Here is a 26,084-nt window from a genome sequence, read left to right as displayed (position 1 = left end):
GGGACCGGCTTCAGCCGGGAAGACGCGTTCCCGGCTGAAGCCGGTCCCACAGGGTGCACATCAATCCCGATAAAAAACCTGAACCAGGTGATAGCCAAACTTGCTTTTGACCGGCCCATGGACCGTGCGCAGGGGCTTTTTGAAAATCACCTGATCGATGGCGCCCACCATCTGGCCGGGTCGGACTTCACCCAGATCGCCGCCGCGCTTGCCGGACGGACAGGTGGAGTATTTTTTTGCCAGCACGTCGAAGGCCTCACCTTTGGCGATGCGTTGCTTGAGCTGTTCCGCCTCTTCGGCGGTCTTCACCAGAATGTGTCTAGCCTGGGCTTTCATTTCGTAATATCGCCAGTCAAAAAAGGCTGCCATTATGCCGGATGTCACGCCGAGGCGCGTCCGTGGGTAGTGTAGCGATCAAAGACTTTCTCATTTATCTCTGTGGTGTTGTTTATGGATTTTCCGGCGTTATTGAAGGTTCTGGCCAGCCAGGATGGATCGGACCTCTATCTTTCCACCGGCGCACCGCCCTGTGCGAAGTTCAACGGCGTTCTGCGCCCGGTCGGCACTGACAAGCTCAAGCCCGGTGAAGTGGCCATCGTTGCCGATAACCTGATGGATGAAGAGCAGCGGGCCGAGTTCCACCGCGAGCTGGAAATGAACCTGGCCGTGTCCCTGGCCGGTATCGGCCGGTTCCGCATCAATATCTTCATGCAGCGCAACGAAGTGTCGATTGTCGCGCGCAATATCAAGCTGGATATTCCCCGCTTCGAAGACCTGCACCTGCCACCGATCCTGCTTGATGTGATCATGGAAAAGCACGGTCTGGTGCTGTTCGTCGGCGCCACCGGTTCGGGTAAGTCGACCTCCCTGGCGTCGCTGATCGACTACCGCAACCGTCACGCCAGCGGCCACATCATCACCATCGAGGACCCGGTGGAATATATCCATCGGCACAAGAAATCCATCATCAATCAGCGCGAAGTCGGCGTGGATACCCGCAGTTTCCATGCGGCATTGAAAAACACCCTGCGCCAGGCGCCGGATGTGATCCTGATCGGCGAGATCCGTGACCGGGAAACCATGGAACACGCGCTGGCGTTCGCCGACACCGGTCACCTGGCGATTTCCACCTTGCACGCCAACAATGCCAACCAGGCGCTGGACCGCATCATCAACTTCTTCCCGGAAGAGCGCCGCCCGCAGTTGCTGCATGACCTGGGCAACAACCTCAAGGCTTTCGTCTCGCAGCGGCTGGTCAAGACCCATGACGGGTCGCGCCGGGCTGCCGTGGAAGTGATGATGGGCACGCCGACGGTGCGCGACTTCATTCAGCGTAACGAATTCGGCGAGCTCAAGGCATTGATGGAGAAGTCGTCGATCATGGGCATGCAGACCTTTGACAGTGCGCTGTTCGACCTGGTGGTCGAGGGCGCGATCAGTGAGGAAGAGGCTCTGAAGAACGCCGACTCGGCCAACAACGTACGCCTGCGCCTGAAACTGCACACCGAAGGCGGGGTGAAACCGACCATGAGCGCCGCGCCGCGAGCGCCCCGTGGGGCGACCAATATCAATTCAGCGGATTGGGGATTGGTGGGTGAGAATGATGGGTTGGAGCGGTAGTCAAGCTGTTCATCCATTCTGAGTTGGAATCCGGCTCCGCTCGACAATCGTTGTGCCGTTGGAGCGAGGCTTGCCCGCGAAATTAGCGACGCGGTATGCCTGACTCAATGCGTCAAGGCATTGGCGGGCAAGCCTCGCTCCAACGACGTACACCTATCACCGCGCCAACCACCCCCCATCCACATTCCACGCCGCGCCGCGTACCTGGCTGCCGGCTTCGCTGGCGAGAAACAGCACCAGTTCGCCTAGTTGTGAAGGCGTAACAAACTCCAGTGACGGTTGCTTCTCGGCCAGCAATTCATTTTTCGCTTGTTCCAGATCCCCTGTGGCCGCGCCTCGGGCGTCGATCTGTTGCTGCACCAGCGGGGTCAGCACCCAGCCGGGGCAGATGGCGTTGCAAGTGATGGGTGTGGTCGCGGTTTCCAGGCCGACTACTTTGGTCAAGCCGATGACCCCGTGCTTGGCCGCGACATAGGCGGCCTTACCCGTAGAGCCCACGAGGCCGTGCACCGAGGCGATGTTGATGATCCGTCCCCAGTTCTTGCTGCGCATGCCGGGCAGGCAAAGACGCGTGCTGTGGAACACCGAGGACAGATTGATGGCGATGATCGAATCCCAGCGCTCCACGGGGAAGTCCTCGACCGCGTCGACATGCTGGATACCGGCGTTATTGACCAGAATATCCACGCCGCCGAACTCGCGTTCGGCGTAGGCGATCATCTCGGCAATCTGCTCGGCCTTGCTGACATCCGCTGCATGATGACCGGCCTTGACGCCGAAGGCCTGGACTTGCGCCAGTGCCGCCGAAGCATCACCAAAGCCGTTGAGAATCAGGTTGGCGCCGGCCTTGGCCAGGCTCAGGGCAATGCCCAGGCCGATGCCGCTGGTGGAGCCGGTAACCAGTGCGGTTTTGCCGTGCAGACTCATATGCAGTTCCTCAAACAATGCCGGTGGCGTAGAAGGTGCCGATGACCACGAAAACGGCCAGGGTCTTGATGATGGTGATGCTGAAAATGTCGCGGTAAGCCTCGCGGTGGGTCAGGCCGGTGACGGCCAGCAGAGTGATCACCGCGCCGTTGTGCGGCAGGGTGTCCATGCCGCCGCTGGCCATGGCGGCGACCCGGTGCAGCACCTCCATGGGGATATTGGCTGCGTGGGCGGCGCTGATGAAGCTATCGGACATGGCCGCCAGGGCAATGCTCATGCCGCCGGACGCGGAACCGGTGATCCCGGCCAGCAAGGTGACGGTGATTGCTTCGTTGACCAGCGGGTTGGGAATGCTTTTCAGCGCATCGGCCAGTACCAGAAAGCCCGGCAGGGACGCGATGACCGCGCCGAAACCGTATTCCGAGGCGGTATTCATCGCCGCCAGCAGTGCACCGCCGACCGCGCTCTTGGTGCCCTCGGCAAGCTTGCTGCGGATGGCCGAGAAGCCGAAGGCCAGCACCATCAGGATCCCCACCAGCAACGCTGCTTCCACGGCCCAGATCGCCGTGACCTTACCGACTTCGGTCTGAATCGGCGCCGCCATGCCTGGCAGGGCCAGGGTGTGGGTCTTGCCGTACCATTGGGGAATCCACTGGGTGAACAACAGGTTCATGACCCCGACCAGCACCAGCGGCGACAGTGCTATCCACGGGTTGGGCAGCTTGATGTCTTCGGCGGTTTCCGGCTCGTTGCGCAGCTCGGTGCCATACCCCTCGCCAGCGCGCTGGGCTTTGTTGCGCTGACGCTGCAGGTACAGCAAACCGGCACAGACCACGAACAGCGTGCCGATCAGACCCAGCCAAGGCGCGGCCCAGGCCGTGGTGTTGAAGAAGGTGGTGGGGATGATGTTCTGGATCTGCGGGGTGCCGGGCAGGGCGTCCATGGTGAAGGAAAATGCGCCCAGGGCGATGGTCGCCGGGATCAGGCGCTTGGGGATATCGCTCTGACGGAACATCTCGGCAGCAAAGGGGTAGACCGCAAAGACCACGACAAACAGCGACACGCCGCCGTAGGTCAGCAACGCACAGACCAGCACGATCACCAGCATTGCCTGGCGAGTGCCGAGCAGGCGGATGGCCGCAGCAACGATGGAGCGGGAAAAGCCGGACAGCTCGATCAGCTTGCCGAACACGGCGCCGAGCAGGAACACAGGAAAGTACAGCTTGATGAAGCCGACCATCTTGTCCATGAACACCCCGGTAAACGCGGGGGCGACAGCGGCCGGGTCGGTCAACAGGACCGCGCCGAGAGCGGCGATGGGGGCAAACAGGATGACGCTGTAACCACGGTAGGCCGCCAGCATGAGCAGGGCCAGGGCTGCCAGGGCGATGATGACACTCATCGGGGATATCTCCAGTGTTGTTATTGTTTTTGGGTCGCGGGTAGACCGCACACTGGGTATAGCGGGTTTTGTGCCAGGTCGTTAACTGATTGATTTTTAACGGAATATTGTTGATCGCTAAAAAAATATCTCAAAATAGAGACTTGCACGAGCCCTGTGGGAGCGTGGCTTGCCCGCGAAGGGGTGGATCAGGCTCCAAAAATCAAGAGGATGTACCAATGTCTTCGCGGGCAAGCCGCGCTCCTACAACTACGGGACGCCGCAGAAGCACTGTCTCAACTTATAGACTCGAGTCTCTTTATTGAGATTCCGCCATCCCCAGCGCCGCCATCTTCTTGTACAACGTCGAGCGGCCCAGCCCGAGCTGGCTGGCGGCCTGGCCGACATTTCCCGCGCATTGCAGCAACGTGGCTTCGATCAATTGCCGGTCGAAGCGTTGCCGGGCCTGGCTGAAGGTCTCGAAGCTCTGCGGTATGGCCTGGTCCGGCGATGCCGCCAGCGGGCTCAGGTGGCCGATGGCAGTGCGGATGGCGCGCACATCAAGTATCGGCTCGTCGCTGAGCAGCGCGGCCCGTTCCAGAACATTGCGCAGTTCGCGGATGTTGCCCGGCCAGGCATGCTGCGCCAGCAGGGCCAAGGCGGCGGGATGCAACTCATGCTGGCTGCGCAGTTCTTCGAGAATGGCTTCGCTGAGGGCGGGCAAATCCTCCAGGCGTTCGCGCAGGGGCGGCACCTGGATCGGCAGGACACTCAAGCGGTAATACAGGTCGGCACGGAACGCGCCGCGCTTGATGGCTGCTTGCAGATCAATGGAGGTGGCGGCGATCACCCGTATATCGCTCTGTACCAGTTCATTGGAGCCTACGGCCTCGTATTCCTTTTCCTGCAAGACCCGCAGCAATTTGCTTTGCAGGGGCAGGGGCATGTCGCCGATTTCATCGAGGAACAACGTACCGCCCTGGGCCAGTTGCAATTTGCCTGGCCTGGCCTTGCGCTCGGCACCGGTAAAGGCGCCGGGGGCGGTGCCGAAGAACTCAGCCTCAAGCAGCGCTTCCGGGATGGCTGCGCTGTTGATGCTGACAAACGCCCTGTGCGCACGGGGCGAGGCGCTGTGAATGGCGTGGGCGAGCAATTCCTTGCCGGTGCCGGTTTCACCGAGCAGCAACACCGGCGACTCGGCGCTCGCACTGCGGCGGGCCCGGCGCTTGACCTCCAGGCTGGCAGCACTGGTACCGATAAAGTGCGCAAAGCTGTACTTGGCCTGGCGGGCACGCAGCAGGGAACGGGTCGAGGCCAGTTCCTGTTGCATGCTCTGGAAGCGCTTGAGCAGCGGTGACAGGGCGTGCAGCTCATCGAACAGGGCAAAGCCGATGGCACCGATCACCGCGCCGGCAGCGTCCTGGATCGGCAGACGCATGACCACCAGCGGGTCCTTGGCGGTGTCCATCATGTCCAGCAGGATCGGCCGGCCTTCGTTCACCACCTGACGCAGCAGGCTGCCGGGAATGACCTTTTCACAGGGCTGGCCCACCGCCAGAGAAGCATCTTGCAGGCCGAAGCGCCGGGCATAGCGCTCGTTGATCCAGACAATCCGTGCGTCCTTGTCGACGATGACCGTGCCTTCGCTGGATTGCTCGATGATCTCGAACAATGAACGTATCGCCAGCTGCCGTACCCGGCGATAGTCCTTGAGGTTGTCGTCGTTCATAAGGTCTTCCGTTACCTGGCGTCAGGTCCCCCGGGCTAGTTGAAACCCGGATGCGCGGCGGCCAGCAGCTCCTTGGTGTAGGGGTGTTGCGGTGAGTCGAAGACGTCGTGACTGGCACCGCGTTCAACCACTTTACCGTCCTTGACCACGATCAGGTCGTGGGCCAGGGCGCGGACTACCGCCAGGTCATGGCTGATAAACAGGTACGTCAGGCCGTGCTTTTCCTGAAGCTGACGCAAAAGCGCTACGACTTGTTTCTGTACGGTGCGATCCAGGGCCGAGGTCGGCTCGTCCAGCAGGATCAGCGCCGGTTTGAGCACCAGGGCACGGGCAATGGCAATCCGCTGGCGCTGGCCCCCGGAGAATTCATGGGGATAACGGTGACGGCTTTGCGGGTCGATGCCGACTTCCTCGAGGACGCGAATCACCTCGATCTCGCACTGCCCCGGTGTCAGCTGGCTATGCACTTCCAGACCTTCGCTGATGATTTGCGCCACGGACATGCGTGGGCTGAGGCTGCCGTAAGGGTCCTGAAACACCACTTGCATCTGCTTGCGCCAGGGCCGCATCTGCTTCTGATTGAGGCAGTCCAGAGGCTGACCCTGAAAGCGAATACTGCCACGCGAGGCCAGCAGGCGCAGGATTGCCTGACCAAGTGTCGATTTACCGGAGCCGGATTCGCCGACGATGCCCAGGGTTTTGCCGCGTTCGATGCTCAGGCTGATGTCGTCGACGGCCTTGAGGTATTCCTTGTGCCGCCGCAGGATGCCGCCGCCCATGGAGAACCAGACCCGCAGATTGTCCACTTCCAGAACCTTCTCGCGGCTGTCCCTTGGCAGCGGTTCGCCCGCCGGTTCGGCGTCCAGCAACAGGCGGCTGTAGGGGTGTTGCGGCTGTTTGAAGAGCAGATGGCAATTGGACTGCTCGACGATTTCCCCGGCGCGCATCACGCAGACTCGCTGCGCCACGCTGTGCACCAGGTTGAGGTCATGGCTGATCAGCAGCAGGGACATGTTAAGGCGCTGTTGCAGTTCCTTGAGCAGCAGCAGGATCTTGCGCTGCACGGTGACGTCCAGGGCCGTGGTCGGCTCATCGGCGATCAACAGTTCAGGCTCGCAGGCCAGGGCCATTGCGATCATCACCCGTTGCCGCTGGCCGCCGGACAGCTCATGAGGGTAAGCCTTGAGACGTTTCTGCGGATGCTGGATGCCCACCAGTTCGAGCAGCTCGATGATGCGCTTCTGCGCTGCCTTGCCGCTCAGGCCGCGGTGCAGCAGCAAGGTTTCGCCGATCTGCTTGGACACCGTGTGCAGCGGGTTCAGGGAGGTCATTGGCTCCTGAAAGATCATTGCAATGCGGTTGCCACGCAACTGACGGAGGGTCCGGGCATCGGCTCCCAGCAGTTGCTGGTCGCGATAGCGGATGCTGCCGGTGCTGACGGTGCCGTTCTGGGGCAGCAGTTGCAGGATCGAATGGGCTGTCACCGACTTGCCGGAGCCGGACTCGCCAACCAGGGCCAGGCATTCACCGGCGCGGATGTCCAGACACAGGTCCTTGACCACGGTCTGCCCGCTGAAGGCCACGCTGAGGTTGCGGATCTCGATCAGGTTTTCTGCGTTTTCGTTCATGTCGTCCGACATTCAGGACCTCGGATCAAAGGCGTCACGGAGCGCCTCGCCAATGAAAACCAGCAGCGACAGGATCAGCGCCAGGGTGAAGAACGCGGTCAGGCCCAACCAGGGCGCCTGCAGGTTCTGTTTGCCCTGGCCGATCAATTCACCCAGGGACGCGCTGCCCGCAGGCATGCCGAAGCCAAGGAAATCCAGGGCAGTGAGGGTGGAAATGGCGCCGGTAAGGATAAACGGCAGGTAGCTCAGGGTCGCGTTCATGGCGTTGGGCAGGATGTGCCGCAGGATTACCTTGCGGTCATCCAGGCCCAGGGCCCGGGCGGCCTTGACGTATTCCAGGTTGCGGCCTCGCAGGAACTCGGCGCGTACCACGTCGACCAGAGCCAGCCAGGAGAACAGCGCCATGATGCCCAGCAGCCACCAGAAGTTCGGTTCGACGAAGCCCGAGAGAATGATCAGCAGGTAGAGCACCGGCAATCCGGACCAGACCTCCAGCAAACGTTGGCCTATCAGGTCGACCCAGCCACCGTAATAACCTTGCAGAGCCCCGGCGGCGATACCGATCAGGGCGCTGATTGCGGTCAGGGCCAGGGCGAACAGGATCGACACCCGCGCACCGAAGATCACCCGGGCCAGCACGTCGCGGGCCTGATCGTCGGTGCCCAGCCAGTTGGTGGTGGTGGGTGGGCTTGGCGCCGGGCCGGAGAGGTCGTAGTTGGGCGTGTCGTCACTGAATGGAATCGGCGGGAACAGCATCCAGCCGCCGTCCTTGGTGATCAATTGGTGCACGTAGTCGCTGCGGTAGTCGGGCTGAAAGGGCAGTTGGCCGCCGAATTCCTGCTCGGTATATCGCTTGAGCGCCGGGAAGTACAGGGAGCCGTGGTAACTCACCACCAGGGGCTTGTCATTGGCGATCAACTCACCGCCCAGGCTCAGTACAAACAGGATGCAGAACAGCCACAGCGACCACCAGCCACGGCGGTTATTGCGAAAGCGTTCAAAGCGGCGACGGGCCAGCGGAGACAATTCGGACATCAGGCGTTCCTCGCGCTGAAGTCGATTCGCGGGTCGACCAGGGTGTAACAGATATCGCCAACCAGTTTTATCAGCAGGCCGAACAGAGTGAAGATAAACAGCGAACCGAACACCACGGGATAGTCCCTGGAAACGGCGGCTTCGTAGCTCATGCGGCCAAGTCCATCGAGGGAAAAAATCACTTCGATCAGCAGCGAACCGGCGAAGAACACGCTGATAAAGGCCTGGGGAATCCCGGAAACCACCAGCAACATGGCGTTGCGGAACACATGGCCATACAGCACCCGGCGCTCGGTCATGCCCTTTGCTCGAGCGGTGACGACGTACTGGCGGGTGATTTCATTGAGAAAGGAGTTCTTGGTCAGGATGGTCAGGGTGGCGAAACCACCGATCACCAGGGCCGAAACCGGCAGCACCAGATGCCAGAAATAGTCGGCGACCTTGCCGGTGGTGGACAGGGTGTCGAAGTTTTCCGAGACCAGCCCGCGCACCGGAAACCAGTTCAGCCAGGTGCCACCGGCAAAGACCACGATCAGCAGCATGGCGAACAGGAAGGCGGGCATGGCATAGCCGATGATGATTGCCGTGCTGCTCCAGATATCGAAATGGCTGCCGTGCTTGACCGCCTTGCGGATCCCCAGCGGGATCGACACAAGATAAGTGAGCAGGGTGGCCCATAGCCCGAGGGAGATGGACACTGGCATTTTCTGCTTGATCAGGTCAGTGACCTTGGCGCCGCGGAAGAAGCTGTTACCGAAATCCAGTTGCGCATAGTTCTTCAACATCAGCCACAGACGTTCGTGCAGGGGCTTGTCGAAGCCGTACTGGTGCTCGATTTCCTTGATCAGCTTGGGGTCCAGGCCGCGTGAGGCGCGGGACTGGGTGTTCATGGACTCGGCCGGTGCGGCGCCGGGGGCCATGGTCCCGCCAATCCCTTGCATACGTGCAATGGCCTGCTCCACAGGGCCGCCGGGTGCAGCCTGGACGATAAAAAAGTTGACCAGCAGGATGGCCAGCAGGGTAGGGATGATCAGCAGCAGCCTGCGCAATAGATAACCGAGCATCACTGCATCTCCGAAACAAGGGCCGAAGCGCCGCGCCTGGCGGCGAACTCTTCATTGGTCAGCGGGGTCGGGCTGACCTCCCACCAGGTGTCGATGGCCTCGCCATTGGCGGCCTGGATCTTCGGAATGCCGAATCGGTTCCACCATACGGTCGAGGAGCCGGGCGGGTAGTAATTGGGAATCCAGTAGTAGCCCCATTGCAGTACGCGATCCAGGCAATGGGCGTAGTTGACCATCTCGTTCTTGTTGTCGGCCTTGACCAGGCCACTGATCAGGCTATCCACGGCCGGGTCCTGCAAGACCATGTAATTGCTGGAGCCGGGATCGCGGGCGACTTTCGAGCCGAAATTATTGAACAGCTCAGAGCCGGGGGAGGACGACACCGAGTAGCCGGTGACGATCATGTCGTAGTCTCGGGCCATGACCCGGTTCAGGTATTGCGCGGCGTCGATGCGGCGAATGTCGAAATGGATGCCGATCTGCGCCAGTGAACGCTTGTAAGGCAGCAGCAGGCGTTCAAAACCGGCCTGACCGTTGAGGAAGGTAAAGCTCAGTGCTTCGCCTTTGTCGTTGACCAGTTCATCGCCCTTGGGCATCCAGCCGGCTTCTTCTAACAGGCCCAGGGCTTGTAACTGTTTGCCGCGAATCAGGCCGCTGCCGTCGGTCTTGGAAATATGGAACACCTTGGTGAACACCTCGGGCGGCACGCTGCCACGCAGGGGTTCGAGGATCGCCAGTTCGGCGGGAGTCGGCAGTTCGCTGGCGGCCAGTGGCGAGTTGGAGAAGTAGCTGTTCTGGCGGATGTACATATTGCGCATCATCTGCCGGTTGGTCCATTCGAAGTCCCACAGCAAAGACAGGGCTTCGCGCACGCGACGGTCCTGAAACATCGGACGATCGAGGTTGAACACGAAGCCTTGGGAGCTTTGCACCGCGCCCTTGGCCAGATGGGCCTTTTGTAACTTGCCTTCGCTCAGGGCCGGGCCGTCGTAGCGAATCGAATAGCCGGTGGCCGAGTATTCGCGGTTGTAGTCGTAGGCGCCGCCCTTGAGCAACTGGCGGGCGACGTCGGTATCGCCGAAGTACTCGACGCTGAATTCGTTGAAATTATAGAAGCCGCGGTTGACCGGCAGGTCCTTGCCCCACCAGTCCGGGTCGCGGGCAAAGGTGATGGTGCGGCCGGGATCGACCTTGGCCACCTTGTACGGGCCGCTGCCCAGGGGAATCTCGAATCCGCCACCGCCGGCAAAGTCACGGGTTTTCCACCAGTGCTCAGGAAATACCGGCAAGGACGCCAGGTCCAGGGGCAGGGTGCGGTTCTCGCTGTTCTTGAAATCAAAGCGGATCTGCGAGGGCGATTCGACTTCGACGTTCTTCACAGCCTCGAACTCGGTGCGGTACTGCATGCTGCCCTGAGTCATCAGCAGATCGTAGGTGTAGCGCACGTCTTCGGCGGTGATGGGTGTACCGTCGGCAAAGCGCGCCTTGGGATTGATATAGAAGCGCAGGGACAGGCCATCGGCACCGCGTTCCATTTTCTCGGCGACCAGACCGTAGACTGTGTAGGGCTCATCGAGGGAGCGCACCGCCAGAGGCGAATAGACCATGCCGCTGATCTGGGCCACGCCGGTGCCTTTGTCGGTATAGGGCATCAGGTGGTCGAACTGACCGATTTCCTGTGCCGAACGACGCATCGTGCCGCCTTTTGGCGCATCGGGGTTCACGTAATCGAAGTGCTTGAAGTCCGCAGGGTAGCGTGGTGCTTCACCGTAGACGGTCAGAGCATGTTGCGGTGCGGCAGACAAGGATTGAAAAGCCGAAGCCAGAGTCAGTGTTACAGCGATCAGCGATGAAAAAACAAAACGCATTACTCGAATCCTGACTGATAGCCGTACGCGGGTATCAGGGGTATGGGGCCAATAAAGAAACGCTTTGCGACTGCCAATGTGTGGTTGTCATTACCTGTGCTGCCAAGGTACCGGAAGCTGGGTACATTTGTAACCGCATGCTGCGTGTGGATGATGGAGCATCAAGATGGCAGGGTCCTGGCAGTAGCACAAACAGCGAATTGGGCAATTCTCAGCAATTTGCTTGCCTGAATCGTTCCGGACCCGCAAATACTGCCGCGCAAATGCAAACGGCCCGCCTGAAGGCGAGCCGTTTGTGGGTGTTTCACTGTTGCCAGGCCGTGGATCAGTCCTGACGGCTGGTCACTTCCAGCAGGTGATAACCGAACTGGGTCTTGACCGGGCCTTGCACGACGTTGATCGGCGCGCTGAAGACCACGGTGTCGAATTCCTTGACCATCTGGCCCGGACCGAACGAACCCAGGTCGCCGCCCTGACGGCTGGACGGGCAGCTGGAGTTTGCCTTGGCAACCTCGGCAAAATCAGCGCCGCCTTCGATCTGTGCCTTGAGCTCGTTGCACTTGTCTTCCGAGGAAACGAGGATGTGGCGGGCAGTAGCTTTAGCCATGGGAAAAATCTCCTTATCAAAAAAAAGAAACAGCCTACCGGATAAGGGCAGGCTTTTCCTGTTTTAAGTGCATGGATTATCTGTAGCGCAGCTTGTCCACGGCCTCGCGCAGCAGCTGTTCCGTGCTTTCCCAGCCCAGGCAACCATCGGTCACCGAAACGCCGTATTGCAAGGAATTGCTCAATGGCTGGCAGCCTTCGAACAGATGGCTTTCCAGCATCATGCCGATCAACGAGTTGTCACCTTCGAGACGCTGGGCCAGCACTTCATTGAAAACATGGGGCTGGCGCAGCGGGTCTTTGCCGCTGTTGGCGTGGCTGCAATCGACCATGATCCGCGAGGCAATACGATGCTTTTCCAGCCCGGCACGCACCTGGGCAACGCTCTGGCGGTCGTAGTTCGGGCCGCTATGGCCGCCGCGCAGGACAATATGGGTGTCCGGGTTACCAGATGTTTCGATGATCGCCGGATGCCCCTGGCGGTCAACGCCGAAATGCCGGTGCGGGTGAGCCGCAGAGCGCATGGCGTCACTGGCCACGCTGACGCCGCCGTCGGTGCCATTCTTGAAGCCGACCGGCATGGCCAGGCCGCTGGCCATTTCCCGGTGGATCTGCGATTCGGTGGTGCGGGCGCCGATGGCGACCCAGCTGAGCAGGTCATCGAAGTAGCCGGCCGCCATGGGTTGCAGCAGTTCGGTCGCAATCGGCAGGCCGCGACGGAGCATTTCGCGCATCAATTGGCGGGACAGGGTCAGGCCGCCGACCATGTCATCGCTGCCATCGAGCTGCGGATCGTAAGCCAGGCCTTTCCAGCCTACGGTGGTGCGAGGTTTTTCAATGTAGGCGCGCATGACCAGAAGCATCTGGTCGCTGACCTCGGCGGCCAGTTCGGCCAGGCGGTCGGCGTATTCAAGGGCCGATTGCGGATCATGGATGGAACAGGGGCCGACGACGACCAACAGACGGGAGTCTTCACCGTTGAGGATGGCGCGTACGGCGCGGCGATGGGCGGCGACTTGCTCGCTCAGAGCGGCATCCAGGGGCAGTTGGGTCTTGAGTTGCAAGGTGCTGGGCAGGCGTTGCGGGGCCGGCAGGCTGTCGAGCAAAGTGACGTTGTGCGCGGACAGATCGGACGATGGTTTTACGGCGACGGACGAATTCATGTTCTGGCTTCCTGGGCTGGCGGGTGCTTCCCGCTCAGGCCCTACTGGGGTGTTCGACAATTGGCCACATTGGCTGTAAGTGAGTTGCCACCTGGCAGTGACCGATCGGAGGCGGCTGGTTGGCCCGAACGGAGGCTGCTAAATCGCCAGGCGTAGCTGATGTCGTTGCGGTAATAAGTGGCGTAGTTCATGTCGTGATCCTCGATTCGATTCAGTTCAATGCGTTTTTCGGGAGCCTGAAAAAACAAAACCCCCGGTCGGGTAGCCGACCGGGGGTAGAGATTTTCTCTGGTTGGCGTCCCCTTGGTGATGGGCGCCGTTCAGGTATCAGGCGCGCCAGTGGCTAAACCAATACCCAAAATAAAAGCCGTTAACAGGAGCGGGTTGCGCAGTTTTCCAGGCAGCCGCCACGACCGAACGCTGAGTGTCGGCAGGGTGAAGCGGCTGTGAAGGAAGTGTTTGCAACATCATGCGTCTCCGTTGAATGGGGCTGAGCTTACTTCAGGCCGATGCCTTGATTCAATTGGAAATTTCAATCGTCTCGATTGAATCGGGCGGTTGTGGGACTGGCATGCATCGATCTTCGTCCTTAACATCGTCGGTTCGGTCAGTGCCCTGGAGCTTGCAGTGTCTTCTTCTGAAAAAACCGCCGTCTTGAGAATTGCCGCTGCGCAATCCACCTCCATCGCCGGTGATATCCAGGCGAATGTACAACGTCATATGCGGTTCATGCAGACGGCCATCGATGAGGGCGTGCAATTCCTGATGTTTCCGGAGTTGTCCTTGAGCGGCTACGAAGCGACCCTTGCCCGGGAAGTGGCCATCGACAGCGACGATGCGCGCCTGCTGCCATTGCGTGAACTGGCGGCGCAAAGCGGCATGGTTACGGTAGTGGGCGCGCCGCTCAAGGCGGCCGGTGGCGGCATTCTGATCGGCGCGTTGATCATCGATGTCAAGGGGCAAGTCAGTGTCTATACCAAGCAACATCTGCATGCAGGCGAAGAACTGACATTTACCCCAGGGCAGGGTGGACCGCTGTTGACTCTGGGTGACGAGCGCCTGGCCATGGCCGTGTGTGCCGATTTCGGCCAGGCGGAGCACCCACGACGGGCCGCCGCCTCAGGGGCGAACTTCTATATGGCCAGTGTGTTGATCAGCGAAGGCGGTTATGCCGCCGATAGCCGGATCCTGCGCGGTTATGCCGCAGAGCACCGCATGGCGGTGTTGATGGCCAACCATGGCGGGGTCACGGGCGGCTGGCAGTCTGCGGGGCGTAGCGCCTTCTGGGCACAGGATGGCGCGCTGGTGGGAGCGGCGCAGGGGGCGGGTGATCTGTTGCTGCTCGTCGAGCGCGATGCCCAAGGCTGGTCCGCGCGCACAGTCAACCTGGCCGGTTAAGGCCGATAGGGCGGGGGCGTTATTACTCCGGCTCAGCGAGTGTTTCGCCGGGGATGATGCCGATTTTCATCCCCAGCAGCACCGCTACTTTATGGGCTTCGCCGCGTCGACCTTTCTTGCGTCCAGACAGCACCTGATAGGTGGTGGCAGGGTCAATCTTGTTTTCCCGCGCAAACTCTTGAACAGATTTCCCCTGTTGTTCGAGCCAGGCCTTGGCTTGTGCAGCGGTGCGTATTCCGGGCATAGTTTAAAACCGTTCAAATCAGTTTAACTTCGTCTCAATTCTAACATTCGTAAGGATTGGGTCAACAGGATTATGCATTCAAATGAGTGGAATCGGTTTTCGATTAAGACAGGAAAGAGAGCGACTGGGGTTGTCTCAGAAAGCATTCGGCGAAATCGGCGGTGTCGAGGCAAATGCTCAGGGTAAATATGAAAACGGCGGTCGCGCGCCCAAGGCCGATTATCTGGCCGCCGTCGCAGCCCAGGGAGTGGACGTATTATTCGTGATTACAGGGGTCAGAACCCCTACCTCGGTGGATAATCTCAGTGCCGTTGAAGAAAAGGTGCTGGGCAGTTATCGCAGTCTTGGCCAGGAGGACCAGGACGCCATTCGGCGCCTGACCGTCACGATGGCCGAGCTTTCAGGCTCATATGCGGTTAAGAGCAGGCAGAAAACGGAAAGCAGCTGAGTCCGGAAACGCCTGTCTGTAAAAAGATTTTTCGGCAACACGAAGCAATGGTGATAGCGTGCCTACAGCGCTTTTGAAAATCGCTGTGTTACGGATCCGGTCAGGTGCTAGGTCTGGCTCATCGTTTTTGCTAAGGTGATTGGCATTTGTATGACTGTTTCGTGAGGTATCTGCTTGATAAAGGTGCTGGTTGTCGACGATCACGATCTTGTTCGGACGGGCATCACGCGCATGCTCGCCGATATCGACGGCTTGCAGGTTGTGGGTCAGGCCGACTCGGGTGAAGAGTCGTTGAAGAAAGCTCGGGAGCTCAAACCCGATGTCGTCCTGATGGACGTCAAGATGCCCGGTATCGGCGGCCTCGAAGCCACGCGAAAACTCATGCGCAGCCACCCCGATATGAAGGTGGTGGCTGTGACAGTCTGCGAGGAAGATCCGTTTCCGACCCGGTTGCTTCAGGCCGGGGCAGCAGGCTATATGACCAAGGGTGCAGGGCTGGCCGAGATGGTCCAGGCAATTCGCCTGGTATTCGCCGGCCAGCGCTACATCAGCCCGCAGATTGCCCAGCAACTGGCACTCAAGTCTTTTCAGCCACAGGTCAATAACTCGCCGTTCGATCTGCTCTCCGAGCGGGAAATCCAGATTGCCCTGATGATCGTCGGCTGCCAGAAGGTCCAGTCGATCTCTGACAAGTTGTGTCTTTCACCCAAGACCGTGAATACCTACCGCTACCGCATTTTCGAAAAGCTCTCGATCAGCAGCGATGTCGAGCTGGCTTTGTTGGCAGTACGTCACGGCATGGTCGATGCCAGCGCCTGAAATGATGACAGCGTTCGATCCAAGTGCCTTTCTCTCTACCTGCAGCGGCCGCCCCGGCGTTTATCGGATGTTCGATGCCGAGGAAAAACTGCTGTACGTGGGCAAGGCCAAAGACCTCAAGAAGCGTTTGGCCAGCTATTTTCGCAAGACCGGCCATGCGCCCAAGACCAGTGCACTGGTCGCGCGCATCGCGCAGATCGAAACCACCATCACGGCCAACGAAACCGAAGCCCTGCTCCTCGAACAGACCCTGATCAAAGAGTGGCGGCCGCCGTACAACATTCTGCTGCGTGACGATAAATCCTATCCCTACGTGTTTCTCTCCGATGGCGCCTTTCCACGGCTGAGCATTCATCGCGGGGCAAAAAAGGCCAAGGGCCGGTATTTCGGGCCTTATCCGAGCGCCGGGGCGATTCGCGAGAGTCTCAGCCTGCTGCAGAAAACCTTTCTGGTTCGTCAGTGCGAGGACAGCTACTACAAGAACCGCACCCGACCTTGCCTGCAATACCAGATCAAGCGCTGTAAAGGGCCTTGCGTCGGCCTGGTCGAGCCCGAGGTGTACGCTGAGGATGTACGCCACTCGGTGATGTTTCTCGAAGGCCGCAGCAATGCCCTGACCGATGAGCTCAATGCCGAAATGGAAAAGGCCGCCATGAGCCTGGACTTCGAGCATGCAGCCCAGGTACGCGACCAGATTTCCTTGCTGCGTCGGGTCCAGGATCAGCAAAGCATGGAAGGTGGCAGTGGCGATGTCGATGTGGTGGCAGCCTTCGTCAACCCCGGTGGCGCGTGTGTGCATCTGATCAGCGTTCGCGGTGGGCGTGTGCTGGGCAGCAAGAACTTCTTCCCCCAGGTGGGGATCGAGGAGGAGGTCGGTGAGGTGATGTCTGCGTTCCTGGCGCAGTATTTCCTCGGTGGTGTCGATCGCGAACTGCCCGGCGAAGTGATCGTTAACGTGGTTCACGACGACTTCCCGGCCCTGATCGAGGCCATCGAAGCTTCCCGTGGCAAGGAAATGACCATCAGCCATCGAGTGCGTGGCACCCGGGCGCGCTGGCAGCAATTGGCGGTGACCAATGCCGAGCAGGCGCTGTCCGCGAGGCTGGCCAACCGCTTGCATGTGGCGGCGCGCTTTGAAGCCTTGGCCGACGTGCTCAACCTCGACGAGCCGCCGCTGCGTCTTGAGTGCTACGACATCAGCCATTCCAGTGGCGAGGCGACGGTGGCGTCCTGCGTGGTTTTTGGTCCGGAAGGCCCGATCAAGGCTGATTACCGCCGTTACAACATCGAAGGCGTGACGGCAGGTGACGACTACGCCGCCATGCACCAGGCCCTGACCCGCCGCTTCAGTCGACTCAAGGCGGGCGAGGGCAAGTTGCCGGACATCCTGCTGGTGGACGGTGGCAAGGGCCAGTTGAGTATGGCCCGGGATGTGTTGAACGAACTGGCGGTGCCTGACCTGATCCTGCTCGGTGTGGCCAAGGGCACGACGCGCAAGGCCGGTTTCGAAACGCTCTACCTTAATGACGCCGCCCATGAGTTCACCTTGCCTGGTGATTCACCGGCCCTGCATCTGATCCAGCAGATTCGCGACGAAGCTCACCGCTTTGCCATTACCGGCCACCGCGCCCGCCGCGGCAAGACCCGTCGCACCTCGACTCTCGAAGGGGTAGCCGGTGTCGGGCCGACCCGGCGCCGCGACCTGCTCAAGCACTTTGGCGGCCTGCAGGAGCTGTCCCGGGCCAGTATCGAGGAAATCGCCAAGGCGCCGGGTATCAGCAAGAAACTCGCCGAGTCGATCTACGCCAATCTGCATAGCGAATAACTCACCGTCTCTCAGTGCCGCCAGGATCCGTGGGGCAGTTCAACCTCACGCTCGGCCGCTGCCAGTGCGGCAATGAGTTCGGTCCGTTTTAACGGGATGCAATAGGCCGGCTTGGCCCGCTCGAATCGCCAGCTGTCTTTCAACTCGCCGCCGTCCACCGTATCGAAACCGATATCGTTGAGCAGGCGGGTCACTAGCTCCTTCGCCGCTTGATCGTCCCCGGCGATGGGCAGCGCACGCCTTTGAGGGTCACCTGCAGGGCGCCCGTCGTCCAGCAGATCCTGGGCCAGAATGGCATTGAACGCCTTGACCAACCGCGCGCCATGCAGATGTGCGGCAATCATTTCGCTGGTGGTGCTTTCGAAATTGTCCAGTTCGGTGATATGGCCGTCGCGGTCGGGGTAGTAGTTATTGGCATCGAGGACGATTTTGCCTGCCAGCAGAGGCGCCGGAAGATCGCGATAGTGGGTAAAGGGGATCGCCACCAGCACGACTTCGCCAAAGTCTGCGGCCTGCTCGACGGTGCCGATCTGGCTGCCGCTAATACCGGCGGCCATGCTGGTCAGTGTCTTTGGCCCCCTTGAGTTGCTGAGCATCGCCTCGTGCCCGGCCGCCAGCAGCAATTGCGCCACGGCGCGCCCGATAAAACCTGCTCCGATAATGCCTACACGCATGGTCGTTACTCCTCTCGCTGATTGGAGGTCTAGAATGATTCACTTATAGAAGGCGATAAATTAGCAGGCAGGCGTTAGATTAATTACCAGGAGTAGGGAATGATTGATCGGTTGACCAGCATGGAAGCCTTTGTCGTGGCGGCCGAGGCAGGCTCTTACGCCGGTGCGGCGTTACGTCTGGGCATGTCGGCGCAGATGGTCGCCAAGCATGTCGCGGCTCTGGAATCGCGCCTTGGTGCTCGCTTGCTCAATCGCACCACCCGGCGGCAAAGCCTCACCGAACTGGGCACGGCCTATTATCAGCGCTGCAAACATATCCTCGCCGAAGCCGGGGAGGCCGATGCCTTGGCCCAGGTCATGAGCGCAACGCCTCGTGGCCGCTTGCGCATCGGCGCACCGGTCACCTTTGGTTCACATAGTCTGATGCCATTTGTTACCGCGTTCCTGCGCCAGTATCCGGAAGTGGAGATTGACCTGAACCTGACCGACCGCGCTGTCGATCTGGTGGAAGAGGGCTATGAGGCGGTATTTCGTATCGGCCCGATCGTCAACGACAGCCTGATCGCAAGACCCCTGGCGCCTTATCGATTGATTGCCTGCGCGGCGCCGTCCTACATTGCTGAGCGTGGCATTCCCCAGGTGCCCGCTGATTTATCCGTACATGATTGTCTGGGTTATGTGTACTGGTCGCGGCCTGCCGACAATCACTGGCAGTTCAGCCAGGGCGCGCAGACCTACAGCGTAAGTGCGCGCAGTCGCTTGCAGGTCAATGAAACCAAGGCGCTGTTGTCTGCCGCGCTGGATGGTTTCGGTATTGTCCTTGGCCCCGCCGACTTTCTTCAACCCTCCCTGACAGCGGGGCATTTGGTCAGGCTCTTGCCCGGTTATGACGGCCCCAGTCGTCCGATGCACCTGCTTTATCGTGGCGATCGGCAGATGACTGCCAAACTCAGGCGCTTCATCGATGCCGCCGTTGCCCATTTCGCTGCCACCTGAGGGCGGAGATCGAGGGCAGGGTCCCTGGAACTTTTTTAGACATGATCCGAATGAAGCCCGTAGAATGTGGCAACAGGTCTCGTCAGATATCTTTCTGAGTCAAATGCCCGCTCACCTCGCAGCCAGTTGTGCCGATGAATATCCCTAATCTGATCACCGTAATTCGCGTACTCCTGATTCCGATCTTTATCTTGCTGTTCTATTTGCCGTACCACTGGAGCTACACCGCTGCCAGTACGGTATTTGCCGTGGCCGCCGCCACCGACTGGCTCGATGGTTATCTGGCTCGCCGCCTGGAGCAGAGCACGCCGTTCGGCGCGTTTCTCGACCCGGTCGCGGACAAACTGATGGTCGCCGTAGCGCTGGTCTTGTTGGTCCAGGCCCACGCCAACTTCTGGCTGACCCTGCCTGCAGCGGTCATCATCGGTCGCGAGATCGTCATTTCCGCCTTGCGTGAATGGATGGCCGAACTGGGCGCTCGTGCCCAAGTGGCGGTATCCAACCTGGGCAAGTGGAAGACGGCGGCACAGATGCTGGCCCTGGTCATCCTGCTGGCCAATCCGCCCGCCGTGACCTTCTGGGTGGTGCTGGGCTATATCCTGCTGATGATCGCCGCCGGCCTGACCCTGTGGTCGATGGTTCAATACATGCGCGCTGCGTGGCCGCATCTGAAGACCACCACAGAAAAAAAATAAGTTTTTAAAACAAAGGGTTGACGTAATAATTTGAAACGCTAGAATAGCGGCCATCACCAAGACGCGGGAATAGCTCAGTTGGTAGAGCACGACCTTGCCAAGGTCGGGGTCGCGAGTTCGAGTCTCGTTTCCCGCTCCAAATATTGCGCTGCAGAGTTCCACTGAATTCTGCAAGCGATTGAAATCAGGACCTTCGGGTCCTTTTTTCGTTCCAGCGGGAACCACTGAAATCCTGCACTATCCGGTGCGTTATAAGTCCCGATTTAAGTCCCGAATGGGAATCTTGAATTTGGATGAGTACTGAATCGATTTGTTGCTGGCGCAGCTTGGATAACGAGATGAGCATCTGGTCCTGACTTTGTTCAGGAACTCGCTATGGCACTCTCGGATATGACCGTTCGGGACGCCCGAATCACTGGTAATGACTACACGTTAGGCGATACGGATGGGCTTGCGCTCAATGTTACGGCCCACGGCGGAAAAATCTGGCGTTTCAGATACCACCGGGCTGGCAGCACAAGCGCATGTCCCTGGGTAGTCATCCGCAAATCAGCCTTAGAGAAGCCTGAGCGCGACGTGATGAGGCGCGTGCCTTGGTTGCCCAAGGAGTCAACCCCTATGAGCACCATAAACAGCAACGCCGTGCTGTTCGGTTTGCGGCAGAGTATACCTTTGAGGCCATGTTCAATCAGTGGGTCGAGTTCCGCAGGCTGGACCTGAAGGAGGGCCGCCAGAGCACACTCTCGCAAATCTGCCATCGCTTGGTGGGCGGTCCGTCTACGACATCAATCGTCATGATCTGGTGCATCGACCGGTTGAACCCAAAACTCAGTGCAGTCGCTCAGTACTGGCTGGATTTGCCTCAATTGCCCGGGCAGTTACAAGCAATGTCCAAGATGGCCTTTATTTTTAAGTCGGAGGACTGAACGAAGTATGTTTTCTTACTTTTGCTGCAGAGTTTAACCAGAGCAGAATGGCTGCGAGAGAAGCGGTTATTATCAGCGTAAGCCACATGATAACCAATAGGGTGAAAGTGACACTGTTGTTTAACTCACGAAAAATGCCGAAGGCAAAAGCTGTGTACCAAGACACACCCGAAACTGCACCTGATGCGAGAAATAAGGTAGCTCTTATACGGGAAACCCCAAAGAGCAGGGGGCGACTCAAGTCGCGCAGTGCGTCTGGCAACACAAACGCGTGAATGATTATTCCATTGAGGGTCAGGACGATCACCACAATCACTTTCGCCCAAAGTTTAGGATTTTCAAACCTTTCCGGTGCCTCCAACGCGTAAAGAGCAAGGAAGCCCAGGCCTGAAAGCCACAGGAGGCATAGTCCAAGAGTGACCGCGTCGCTGATGAAGTGAAAGGTGCGTCCGATTTCAACGGGGAGGCTACCCTTACGCATCCAACGCAAAATCCAGAGGTCCAGCATCGTCGCCCCACCTAGACCGAAGCACATACCGAGCAGGTGCATACCTACAAGGAGTGTCAGAACCTTCAATCGAGGGAGTGGATCAGGCAACGGAACGCTAAGCGCAAGTGTGTCCGCAAGTAAGTAACCGCTGCTGCAGAGCGCAAGTAGGCCTCCGGAAATCATGAGAGACGTTCGTGTTTTCATTTATTACGACCTTAGGCTAGCGTTCTTATTTGAACGCGTGCACAGTTTGTTTGCTGGAGAATAAGGTCCTTGAATTCTCAATGTTATGGATATAAGTGATTGTCGTGAAAGGAAGTTAAAGCTTGCTCCGGTAAACTGCAATAAAGCTCAGGAAGGCACCGGTGCTTGAGCATCAATCAAACTATGGCGCTTCAACTCCTCCCAAAAGGCTGCCGGAATACCGACCTTCATCGCCTGTACATTGGAAACTACCTGCCCCTGCGAACGCGCCCCCGGAATGATCGCGGACACTTGTGGATGTGCCGCTGCGAACTGTAAGGCGGCAGTATGAATGTCGATGTCATGTCGGCTGGCAACCGCCATGATTCGCGCGCGCTTTTCTATCGCTCCGACAGGTAGATCCAGGCTGAAGTTATATCGGCTACGACCTCCCAGAAATCCGTCATTGAGTGGTGTTCCAACCATGACGCTGGTGCCCTTGCTTCTCAATGCCGGAAAGGTGTTGCGCAGTGCATCGCTGTGGTCAAGGAGGGAATAATGGCAAGCAAGCAACACGATGTCTGGCGTCGGGTCATTACTGGCCAGTGCCTGAACCACGGCGTTCGGCGTATTGACGCCGAAGCCCCATGCCTTGATGAGCCCTTCATCCCGCATCTTTTCAAGCTCAACCATCGCCCCTGCGCGCGCAATTCGATACGCCGCTTCCCATCCGCCTTCCAGCTCGGTGTTATCTGGTGAGATGTCGTGGATAAAAACGATATCGATACGTGGTAGCCCAAGACGCTGCAGACTGTCTTCCACGGAGCGTCGCGTGCCTGCTGCGGTGTAGTCATATTGGTAGTTGAAAGGGGCTGGCGACTTCCAGATGGCATGGTCCGCGCGCAGGCCACCCGCAGCCGTCAACACGCGGCCGACCTTGGTGGAGATCACATAGTCGTCTGGATCTTTGTCATGCAGGAAACGACCCAGACGATATTCACTCAAGCCAAACCCGTAGAACGGCGACGTATCGTAAAGCCTTACACCCGCATCCCAAGCCGCCTGCAGAACCAAGCCCGCCTGCTCGTCGCTGATCGGCGCAAAGATATTGCCGATCTGCGTCCCGCCCATGCCAAAGCGTTGAGGCGTTATGTATCTCATTGTATGAGAGGGCGCATTGAGGGGCAGGTCGCAACGCACGAGTCGGCCTTCAGTACGCATCGCGCTTCCATGCTCTGTCAGCAAAGTGGGCGCAGGGACTGCAGCCACCGAACCTGCGAAAGCCGATGGTGGCAGCAAAGCGGCTGCAACAACACCAGCGACCGAATAGGTAAGAAAATCTCGTCTGTCCATCCAAAACTTTCCTTTCGCGACTTAGGGGGCACGGCCTCATCGAAGCCGGTATTCGTGCTAGAAGTTAGAGCAATGAGGGTTAGCCGGGTGACCCTAATGCGCCATATTTTTTGCACAATCCTGCCGATGCACTTGCGCTGGTCACGCACTCTCAGCACACTCGGGCTTCCGTATATAGGGGGCATGTGATGACGAGCGGTTCCATCTCGCAGTTCCGTTCCAGCCATGTGCATTCCCTGAGCGTGCACGAACCCGCTCAGCCCAACGAACGCCTCCAGGCACTCAGGCGGCTTATCGAAAAAGTCAATTTGCAGATTGGCTTGGCCGAGGCTTGCACGACGTCGATTCCAGGCTTGACCTTTTATCGAGTGGCCGAACTAGGTACGCCCAAGTACTGCATTTATGAGCCTTGCGTGGCCATCATTCTGCAGGGCGCGAAGGAGATCGCGTTCGGCGAGGAAGCCTGTGAGTTCGGGCAAGGGGCGTTTTTTGTCACTTCGGTCGATATACCCACACTGGCTCGCGTTAATGCGGCTAACGAGCAAATCCCTTATTTATCAATTGTGTTGAAGCTCGATTTTTCCATGCTCAACGAGGTGATCCTGACCCTGGAACCTCAAAAGAAGGAAATGGCTACTGAGGCGCGGGGCTTCGTATCCGGTATGGCGACGAGTGAGCTGCTCGACGCGTTCGCCCGACTCTCCACGCTGATCGAACGACCACTTGAAGCAGGCCTGATGTCGGGCCTTATCAAGCGGGAGATATACGGTAGGTTGCTGCTCAGTGAGGCGGGGCATTTGTTGCGCAGCGTCACGCGCGATGGTTACCGAGACAAGGGCATCGTGAGAGCCATTGAGTGGCTAAAATATCACTACGACAAGCCGCTGCACGTGTCCGACCTCGCCGAACGATCAGGAATGGCCAGCTCTACCCTGCATCACCGTTTTCGCAAGTTGACAGGCACCAGCCCCATTCAGTATCAAAAATCGTTGCGGCTGCAAGCCGCGCGCAACCTGATGTTGACCGATAGGCTAGACGTGAACACCGCCGCGTTGCGGGTCGGCTATGAAAGCGTCGCCCAGTTCAGCCGCGAATATGCCCGGCGTTTCGGAGCCCCACCCTCCAGAGACATCAAGCACGCCCGGGAAAATGGTGGGCGGCTCGACTAGCCGCGCCAGGCGTGATTCGAGTATGTAAGGCGATGTGGAGAAACAATCAGCCCCCTCGTCCGTTACCTTGTCCTTGCGGCAAAGGGGACGAAGAGCGTGGTGCAACAAGTGACAAGAGCAGACTCACTCTCTTGGATGCAGAGTTCCAATGAATTCTGCAAGCGATTGAAATCAGGACCTTCGGATCCTTTTTCGTTGCGGCGGGAAACGCTGAAACCCGGCGCTGGACTGAACCCCGCGTAACCGGGCGGGTTCGGCCCGGACAGTGAACGTTGGACCCATGTTCATTTCTCCATAAAAAAACGGCCAGTTAAGGCCGTAAAGCGGGATGAACCGTTTCGTAAGATATTCAGCCTTTGTTATTGGGCACTGGAGAGAAGGCGAGGTGCGGGTGTCTGATGTTGCCAACCGCCGCCCAATGCTTTGAATGTGGCCACTGCAGCGCGCGCCGATTCCGTTTGTGCTTGTGCTCTACCATCAGATGCGGCTAACAGGTTCTCATCGGCATTCAGTACTTCGATCAGGCTCACCACGCCTTTTTCGTAGGCGGTGAACGATCTGTCCCGGGCTTTTGTAAAAGCAGCCTCGCCCTGTGCAAGATGTTTAGACTGCTGCTCGCGGTTGATCAGTGCGCAAAACGCGGTTTCTACATCCTCGGACGCCCTCAGCACCGATTGGCGATAGGCAGCTAACGCTTCGGCTTCCCGCCCCTTGGCCAGGTCAATCTGAGCGTTGATGCGGCCAAAGTCGAACAGCCTCCAGCGTAATCCCAATACCGCCGATGCCTGGTTGGCATCATTGGAGAAAAGATTTCCGCTGGAGACAGAGGTAGCGCTGCCTAACAGCGCCCCTACGGAAAACTTGGGGTAGTACTCGGAAATGGCTTCGCCGATGCGAGCGTTCGATGCCGCAAGTCGGCGCTCTGCGACGATCAAGTCTGGACGTCGGCGCAGCAGGTCGGCTGGAGAGCCCAGGCTGGCGAACTTTGGTACGTCCGGGATGCGTGTTGATGGGGTCAACAGCGCAGTATAAGTACCCGGTGGTTTACCCAGCATGACATCCAGAGCGTTCATTGCCGAATCAAGGCCAGCCTGAAGTACCGGCACAGTCGCTTGCGCCAGGTTCAGTGATCCTTGAGTCTGATTCAACTGCAGTTCAGCAGCCAGTCCTTTGGCATAGAGGTGTTCGATGGTGGTGAACAGCTGTTGTCGTGTCTCTACTTGCTTACGGGCAATTTCCAGGCGTGCTTGCATGCCGCGGATGCTGATGTAAAGGTCAGCAGTCTGCGCCACCACGGCCAGTCGTGTGGCAACTGCCGCCGCTTGGGAGGCCTGATAGTCGGCGATGGCTGCTTCTTTGCCTCGGCGCAATCCCCCAAATACATCCAGTTCCCAGCCAGCATTGAGATCAGCCTCATAAGCACTGCCGTAGCGGTTATAGGATGGATCTGAATTCAGCACTTGACCCAACGGTGTCTCCAGAGACTGTCGTGCTCTGGCCGCTTGGCCACTGATCGTAGCCGACGGCAAAAGCGCTGCATTAGCTGCTCCCAAACCCGCATGAGCCTGTTCGATCCTGGCTGTTGCCTGAGCTAAATCGAGGTTCTGTTCAAGGGCTCGATTGATTAACTGACTGAGAACGGGGTCATTGAAAGCGTCCCACCAAGCGGTGAGATCGCTGGGGGCTGCGTCAACTGTTCGTGTTGCCGGTGTAAGCGCTGAAAAATGCTCGGGCAATTCTACTTTGGGCGCTGAATAATCAGGGCCGACCGAGCAGCCCGCGACCATGCCGATACTGAGCAAAACGGCAAAACGGTAAGGGTGCATGTGACACCTGGCAAATG

The 26,084-nt window shown here is 58.9% G+C and carries 23 protein-coding genes, 1 tRNA gene and 1 pseudogene; 10 read left to right on the top strand and 15 right to left on the bottom strand.

Going from position 1 to position 26,084, the window contains the following annotated elements:
• Positions 1 to 60 precede the first annotated feature (60 nt).
• The gene (locus AC1Z24_RS17925; protein WP_037009819.1) at positions 61 to 336 is read right to left on the bottom strand and encodes a peptidylprolyl isomerase; all 276 of its coding nucleotides are present in this window, start codon (positions 334 to 336) and stop codon (positions 61 to 63) included.
• 114 nt (positions 337 to 450) lie between these two features.
• Here AC1Z24_RS17925 and AC1Z24_RS17920 point away from each other — a divergent pair, with 114 nt between their 5' ends.
• Positions 451 to 1,620: a PilT/PilU family type 4a pilus ATPase gene (locus AC1Z24_RS17920; RefSeq protein ID WP_483742002.1), complete on the top strand. Its 1,170-nt coding sequence runs from the start codon at positions 451 to 453 to the stop codon at positions 1,618 to 1,620.
• Positions 1,621 to 1,776: 156 nt separating this feature from the next.
• On the opposite strand, the gene AC1Z24_RS17915 is transcribed toward AC1Z24_RS17920, so the two are convergent.
• From AC1Z24_RS17915 to AC1Z24_RS17875, 9 genes are all read right to left on the bottom strand, one after another.
• Positions 1,777 to 2,547, bottom strand: a complete 771-nt coding sequence (locus tag AC1Z24_RS17915) for a 3-hydroxybutyrate dehydrogenase (protein WP_483742001.1) — start codon at positions 2,545 to 2,547, stop codon at positions 1,777 to 1,779.
• Positions 2,548 to 2,557: 10 nt separating this feature from the next.
• Positions 2,558 to 3,949 (bottom strand): GntP family permease, encoded by a 1,392-nt coding sequence (locus AC1Z24_RS17910; protein WP_483742000.1) that lies wholly within the window; start codon positions 3,947 to 3,949, stop codon positions 2,558 to 2,560.
• Positions 3,950 to 4,247: 298 nt separating this feature from the next.
• Entirely contained in the window at positions 4,248 to 5,657 is a 1,410-nt protein-coding gene (locus tag AC1Z24_RS17905; RefSeq protein WP_483741999.1) for a sigma-54 interaction domain-containing protein, read from the bottom strand.
• A gap of 35 nt (positions 5,658 to 5,692) precedes the next feature.
• Positions 5,693 to 7,285 (bottom strand): ABC transporter ATP-binding protein, encoded by a 1,593-nt coding sequence (locus AC1Z24_RS17900; RefSeq protein WP_483741998.1) that lies wholly within the window; start codon positions 7,283 to 7,285, stop codon positions 5,693 to 5,695.
• A gap of 12 nt (positions 7,286 to 7,297) precedes the next feature.
• Complete coding sequence (locus AC1Z24_RS17895) at positions 7,298 to 8,320, bottom strand: ABC transporter permease (RefSeq protein ID WP_259102996.1); 1,023 nt, start codon at positions 8,318 to 8,320, stop codon at positions 7,298 to 7,300.
• Complete coding sequence (locus tag AC1Z24_RS17890; protein ID WP_483741997.1) at positions 8,320 to 9,384, bottom strand: microcin C ABC transporter permease YejB; 1,065 nt, start codon at positions 9,382 to 9,384, stop codon at positions 8,320 to 8,322. The genes AC1Z24_RS17895 and AC1Z24_RS17890 overlap by 1 nt, the downstream gene beginning before the upstream one ends.
• Positions 9,384 to 11,252 (bottom strand): extracellular solute-binding protein, encoded by a 1,869-nt coding sequence (locus tag AC1Z24_RS17885; RefSeq protein WP_483741996.1) that lies wholly within the window; start codon positions 11,250 to 11,252, stop codon positions 9,384 to 9,386. The genes AC1Z24_RS17890 and AC1Z24_RS17885 overlap by 1 nt, the downstream gene beginning before the upstream one ends.
• Before the next feature lie 325 nt (positions 11,253 to 11,577).
• Entirely contained in the window at positions 11,578 to 11,859 is a 282-nt protein-coding gene (locus AC1Z24_RS17880; protein ID WP_039758565.1) for a peptidylprolyl isomerase, read from the bottom strand.
• A 76-nt stretch (positions 11,860 to 11,935) separates the two neighbouring features.
• On the bottom strand, positions 11,936 to 13,021 hold the full coding sequence (locus tag AC1Z24_RS17875; protein WP_483741995.1) for a 3-deoxy-7-phosphoheptulonate synthase: 1,086 nt from the start codon (positions 13,019 to 13,021) through the stop codon (positions 11,936 to 11,938).
• Positions 13,022 to 13,648: 627 nt separating this feature from the next.
• On the opposite strand from AC1Z24_RS17875, the gene AC1Z24_RS17870 reads away from it, so the two are divergent.
• A complete protein-coding gene (locus AC1Z24_RS17870; protein ID WP_483741994.1) occupies positions 13,649 to 14,419 on the top strand; it encodes a carbon-nitrogen hydrolase family protein in 771 nt (256 codons plus the stop codon).
• 22 nt (positions 14,420 to 14,441) lie between these two features.
• On the opposite strand, the gene AC1Z24_RS17865 is transcribed toward AC1Z24_RS17870, so the two are convergent.
• The gene (locus AC1Z24_RS17865) at positions 14,442 to 14,663 is read right to left on the bottom strand and encodes a DNA-binding protein (RefSeq protein WP_483741993.1); all 222 of its coding nucleotides are present in this window, start codon (positions 14,661 to 14,663) and stop codon (positions 14,442 to 14,444) included.
• Between the two features lie 82 nt (positions 14,664 to 14,745).
• Here AC1Z24_RS17865 and AC1Z24_RS17860 point away from each other — a divergent pair, with 82 nt between their 5' ends.
• The 3 genes from AC1Z24_RS17860 to uvrC all read left to right on the top strand — a co-directional run bounded on the left by AC1Z24_RS17860 (position 14,746) and on the right by uvrC (position 17,755).
• Positions 14,746 to 15,111, top strand: coding sequence for a helix-turn-helix domain-containing protein (locus AC1Z24_RS17860; RefSeq protein WP_483741992.1), 366 nt, complete (start codon positions 14,746 to 14,748; stop codon positions 15,109 to 15,111).
• 174 nt (positions 15,112 to 15,285) lie between these two features.
• Complete coding sequence (gacA, locus tag AC1Z24_RS17855; RefSeq protein WP_483741991.1) at positions 15,286 to 15,930, top strand: response regulator transcription factor GacA; 645 nt, start codon at positions 15,286 to 15,288, stop codon at positions 15,928 to 15,930.
• A gap of 1 nt (position 15,931) precedes the next feature.
• Positions 15,932 to 17,755: an excinuclease ABC subunit UvrC gene (gene uvrC / locus AC1Z24_RS17850; RefSeq protein ID WP_483746659.1), complete on the top strand. Its 1,824-nt coding sequence runs from the start codon at positions 15,932 to 15,934 to the stop codon at positions 17,753 to 17,755.
• An 11-nt stretch (positions 17,756 to 17,766) separates the two neighbouring features.
• On the opposite strand, the gene AC1Z24_RS17845 is transcribed toward uvrC, so the two are convergent.
• A complete protein-coding gene (locus AC1Z24_RS17845) occupies positions 17,767 to 18,429 on the bottom strand; it encodes an NADPH-dependent F420 reductase (RefSeq protein ID WP_483741990.1) in 663 nt (220 codons plus the stop codon).
• Between the two features lie 99 nt (positions 18,430 to 18,528).
• Between AC1Z24_RS17845 and AC1Z24_RS17840 the strand changes: the two genes are divergently transcribed.
• From AC1Z24_RS17840 to AC1Z24_RS17825, 4 genes and pseudogenes are all read left to right on the top strand, one after another.
• On the top strand, positions 18,529 to 19,425 hold the full coding sequence (locus AC1Z24_RS17840; RefSeq protein WP_483741989.1) for a LysR family transcriptional regulator: 897 nt from the start codon (positions 18,529 to 18,531) through the stop codon (positions 19,423 to 19,425).
• A 134-nt stretch (positions 19,426 to 19,559) separates the two neighbouring features.
• Positions 19,560 to 20,120: a CDP-diacylglycerol--glycerol-3-phosphate 3-phosphatidyltransferase gene (pgsA, locus tag AC1Z24_RS17835; protein WP_259102981.1), complete on the top strand. Its 561-nt coding sequence runs from the start codon at positions 19,560 to 19,562 to the stop codon at positions 20,118 to 20,120.
• 63 nt (positions 20,121 to 20,183) lie between these two features.
• Positions 20,184 to 20,259, top strand: a tRNA-Gly gene (locus tag AC1Z24_RS17830).
• Between the two features lie 236 nt (positions 20,260 to 20,495).
• Positions 20,496 to 20,925, top strand: a pseudogene (locus AC1Z24_RS17825) (integrase arm-type DNA-binding domain-containing protein); the annotation flags it as partial.
• Between the two features lie 104 nt (positions 20,926 to 21,029).
• Here the strand turns inward: AC1Z24_RS17825 and AC1Z24_RS17820 are convergent.
• Entirely contained in the window at positions 21,030 to 21,554 is a 525-nt protein-coding gene (locus AC1Z24_RS17820; RefSeq protein ID WP_483741988.1) for a hypothetical protein, read from the bottom strand.
• A gap of 333 nt (positions 21,555 to 21,887) precedes the next feature.
• Positions 21,888 to 22,871, bottom strand: a complete 984-nt coding sequence (locus tag AC1Z24_RS17815) for an aldo/keto reductase (RefSeq protein WP_483746658.1) — start codon at positions 22,869 to 22,871, stop codon at positions 21,888 to 21,890.
• A gap of 389 nt (positions 22,872 to 23,260) precedes the next feature.
• Here AC1Z24_RS17815 and AC1Z24_RS17810 point away from each other — a divergent pair, with 389 nt between their 5' ends.
• A complete protein-coding gene (locus AC1Z24_RS17810; RefSeq protein WP_483741987.1) occupies positions 23,261 to 24,241 on the top strand; it encodes an AraC family transcriptional regulator in 981 nt (326 codons plus the stop codon).
• Positions 24,242 to 24,600: 359 nt separating this feature from the next.
• Here the strand turns inward: AC1Z24_RS17810 and AC1Z24_RS17805 are convergent, their stop codons facing one another.
• Positions 24,601 to 26,067 (bottom strand): efflux transporter outer membrane subunit, encoded by a 1,467-nt coding sequence (locus AC1Z24_RS17805; protein WP_483741986.1) that lies wholly within the window; start codon positions 26,065 to 26,067, stop codon positions 24,601 to 24,603.
• Between the last annotated feature and the right edge of the window lie 17 nt (positions 26,068 to 26,084).

It is taken from the genome of Pseudomonas sp. JL23 (genome assembly GCF_056933585.1).
This window is presented reverse-complemented; position numbering and strand designations above follow the sequence as displayed.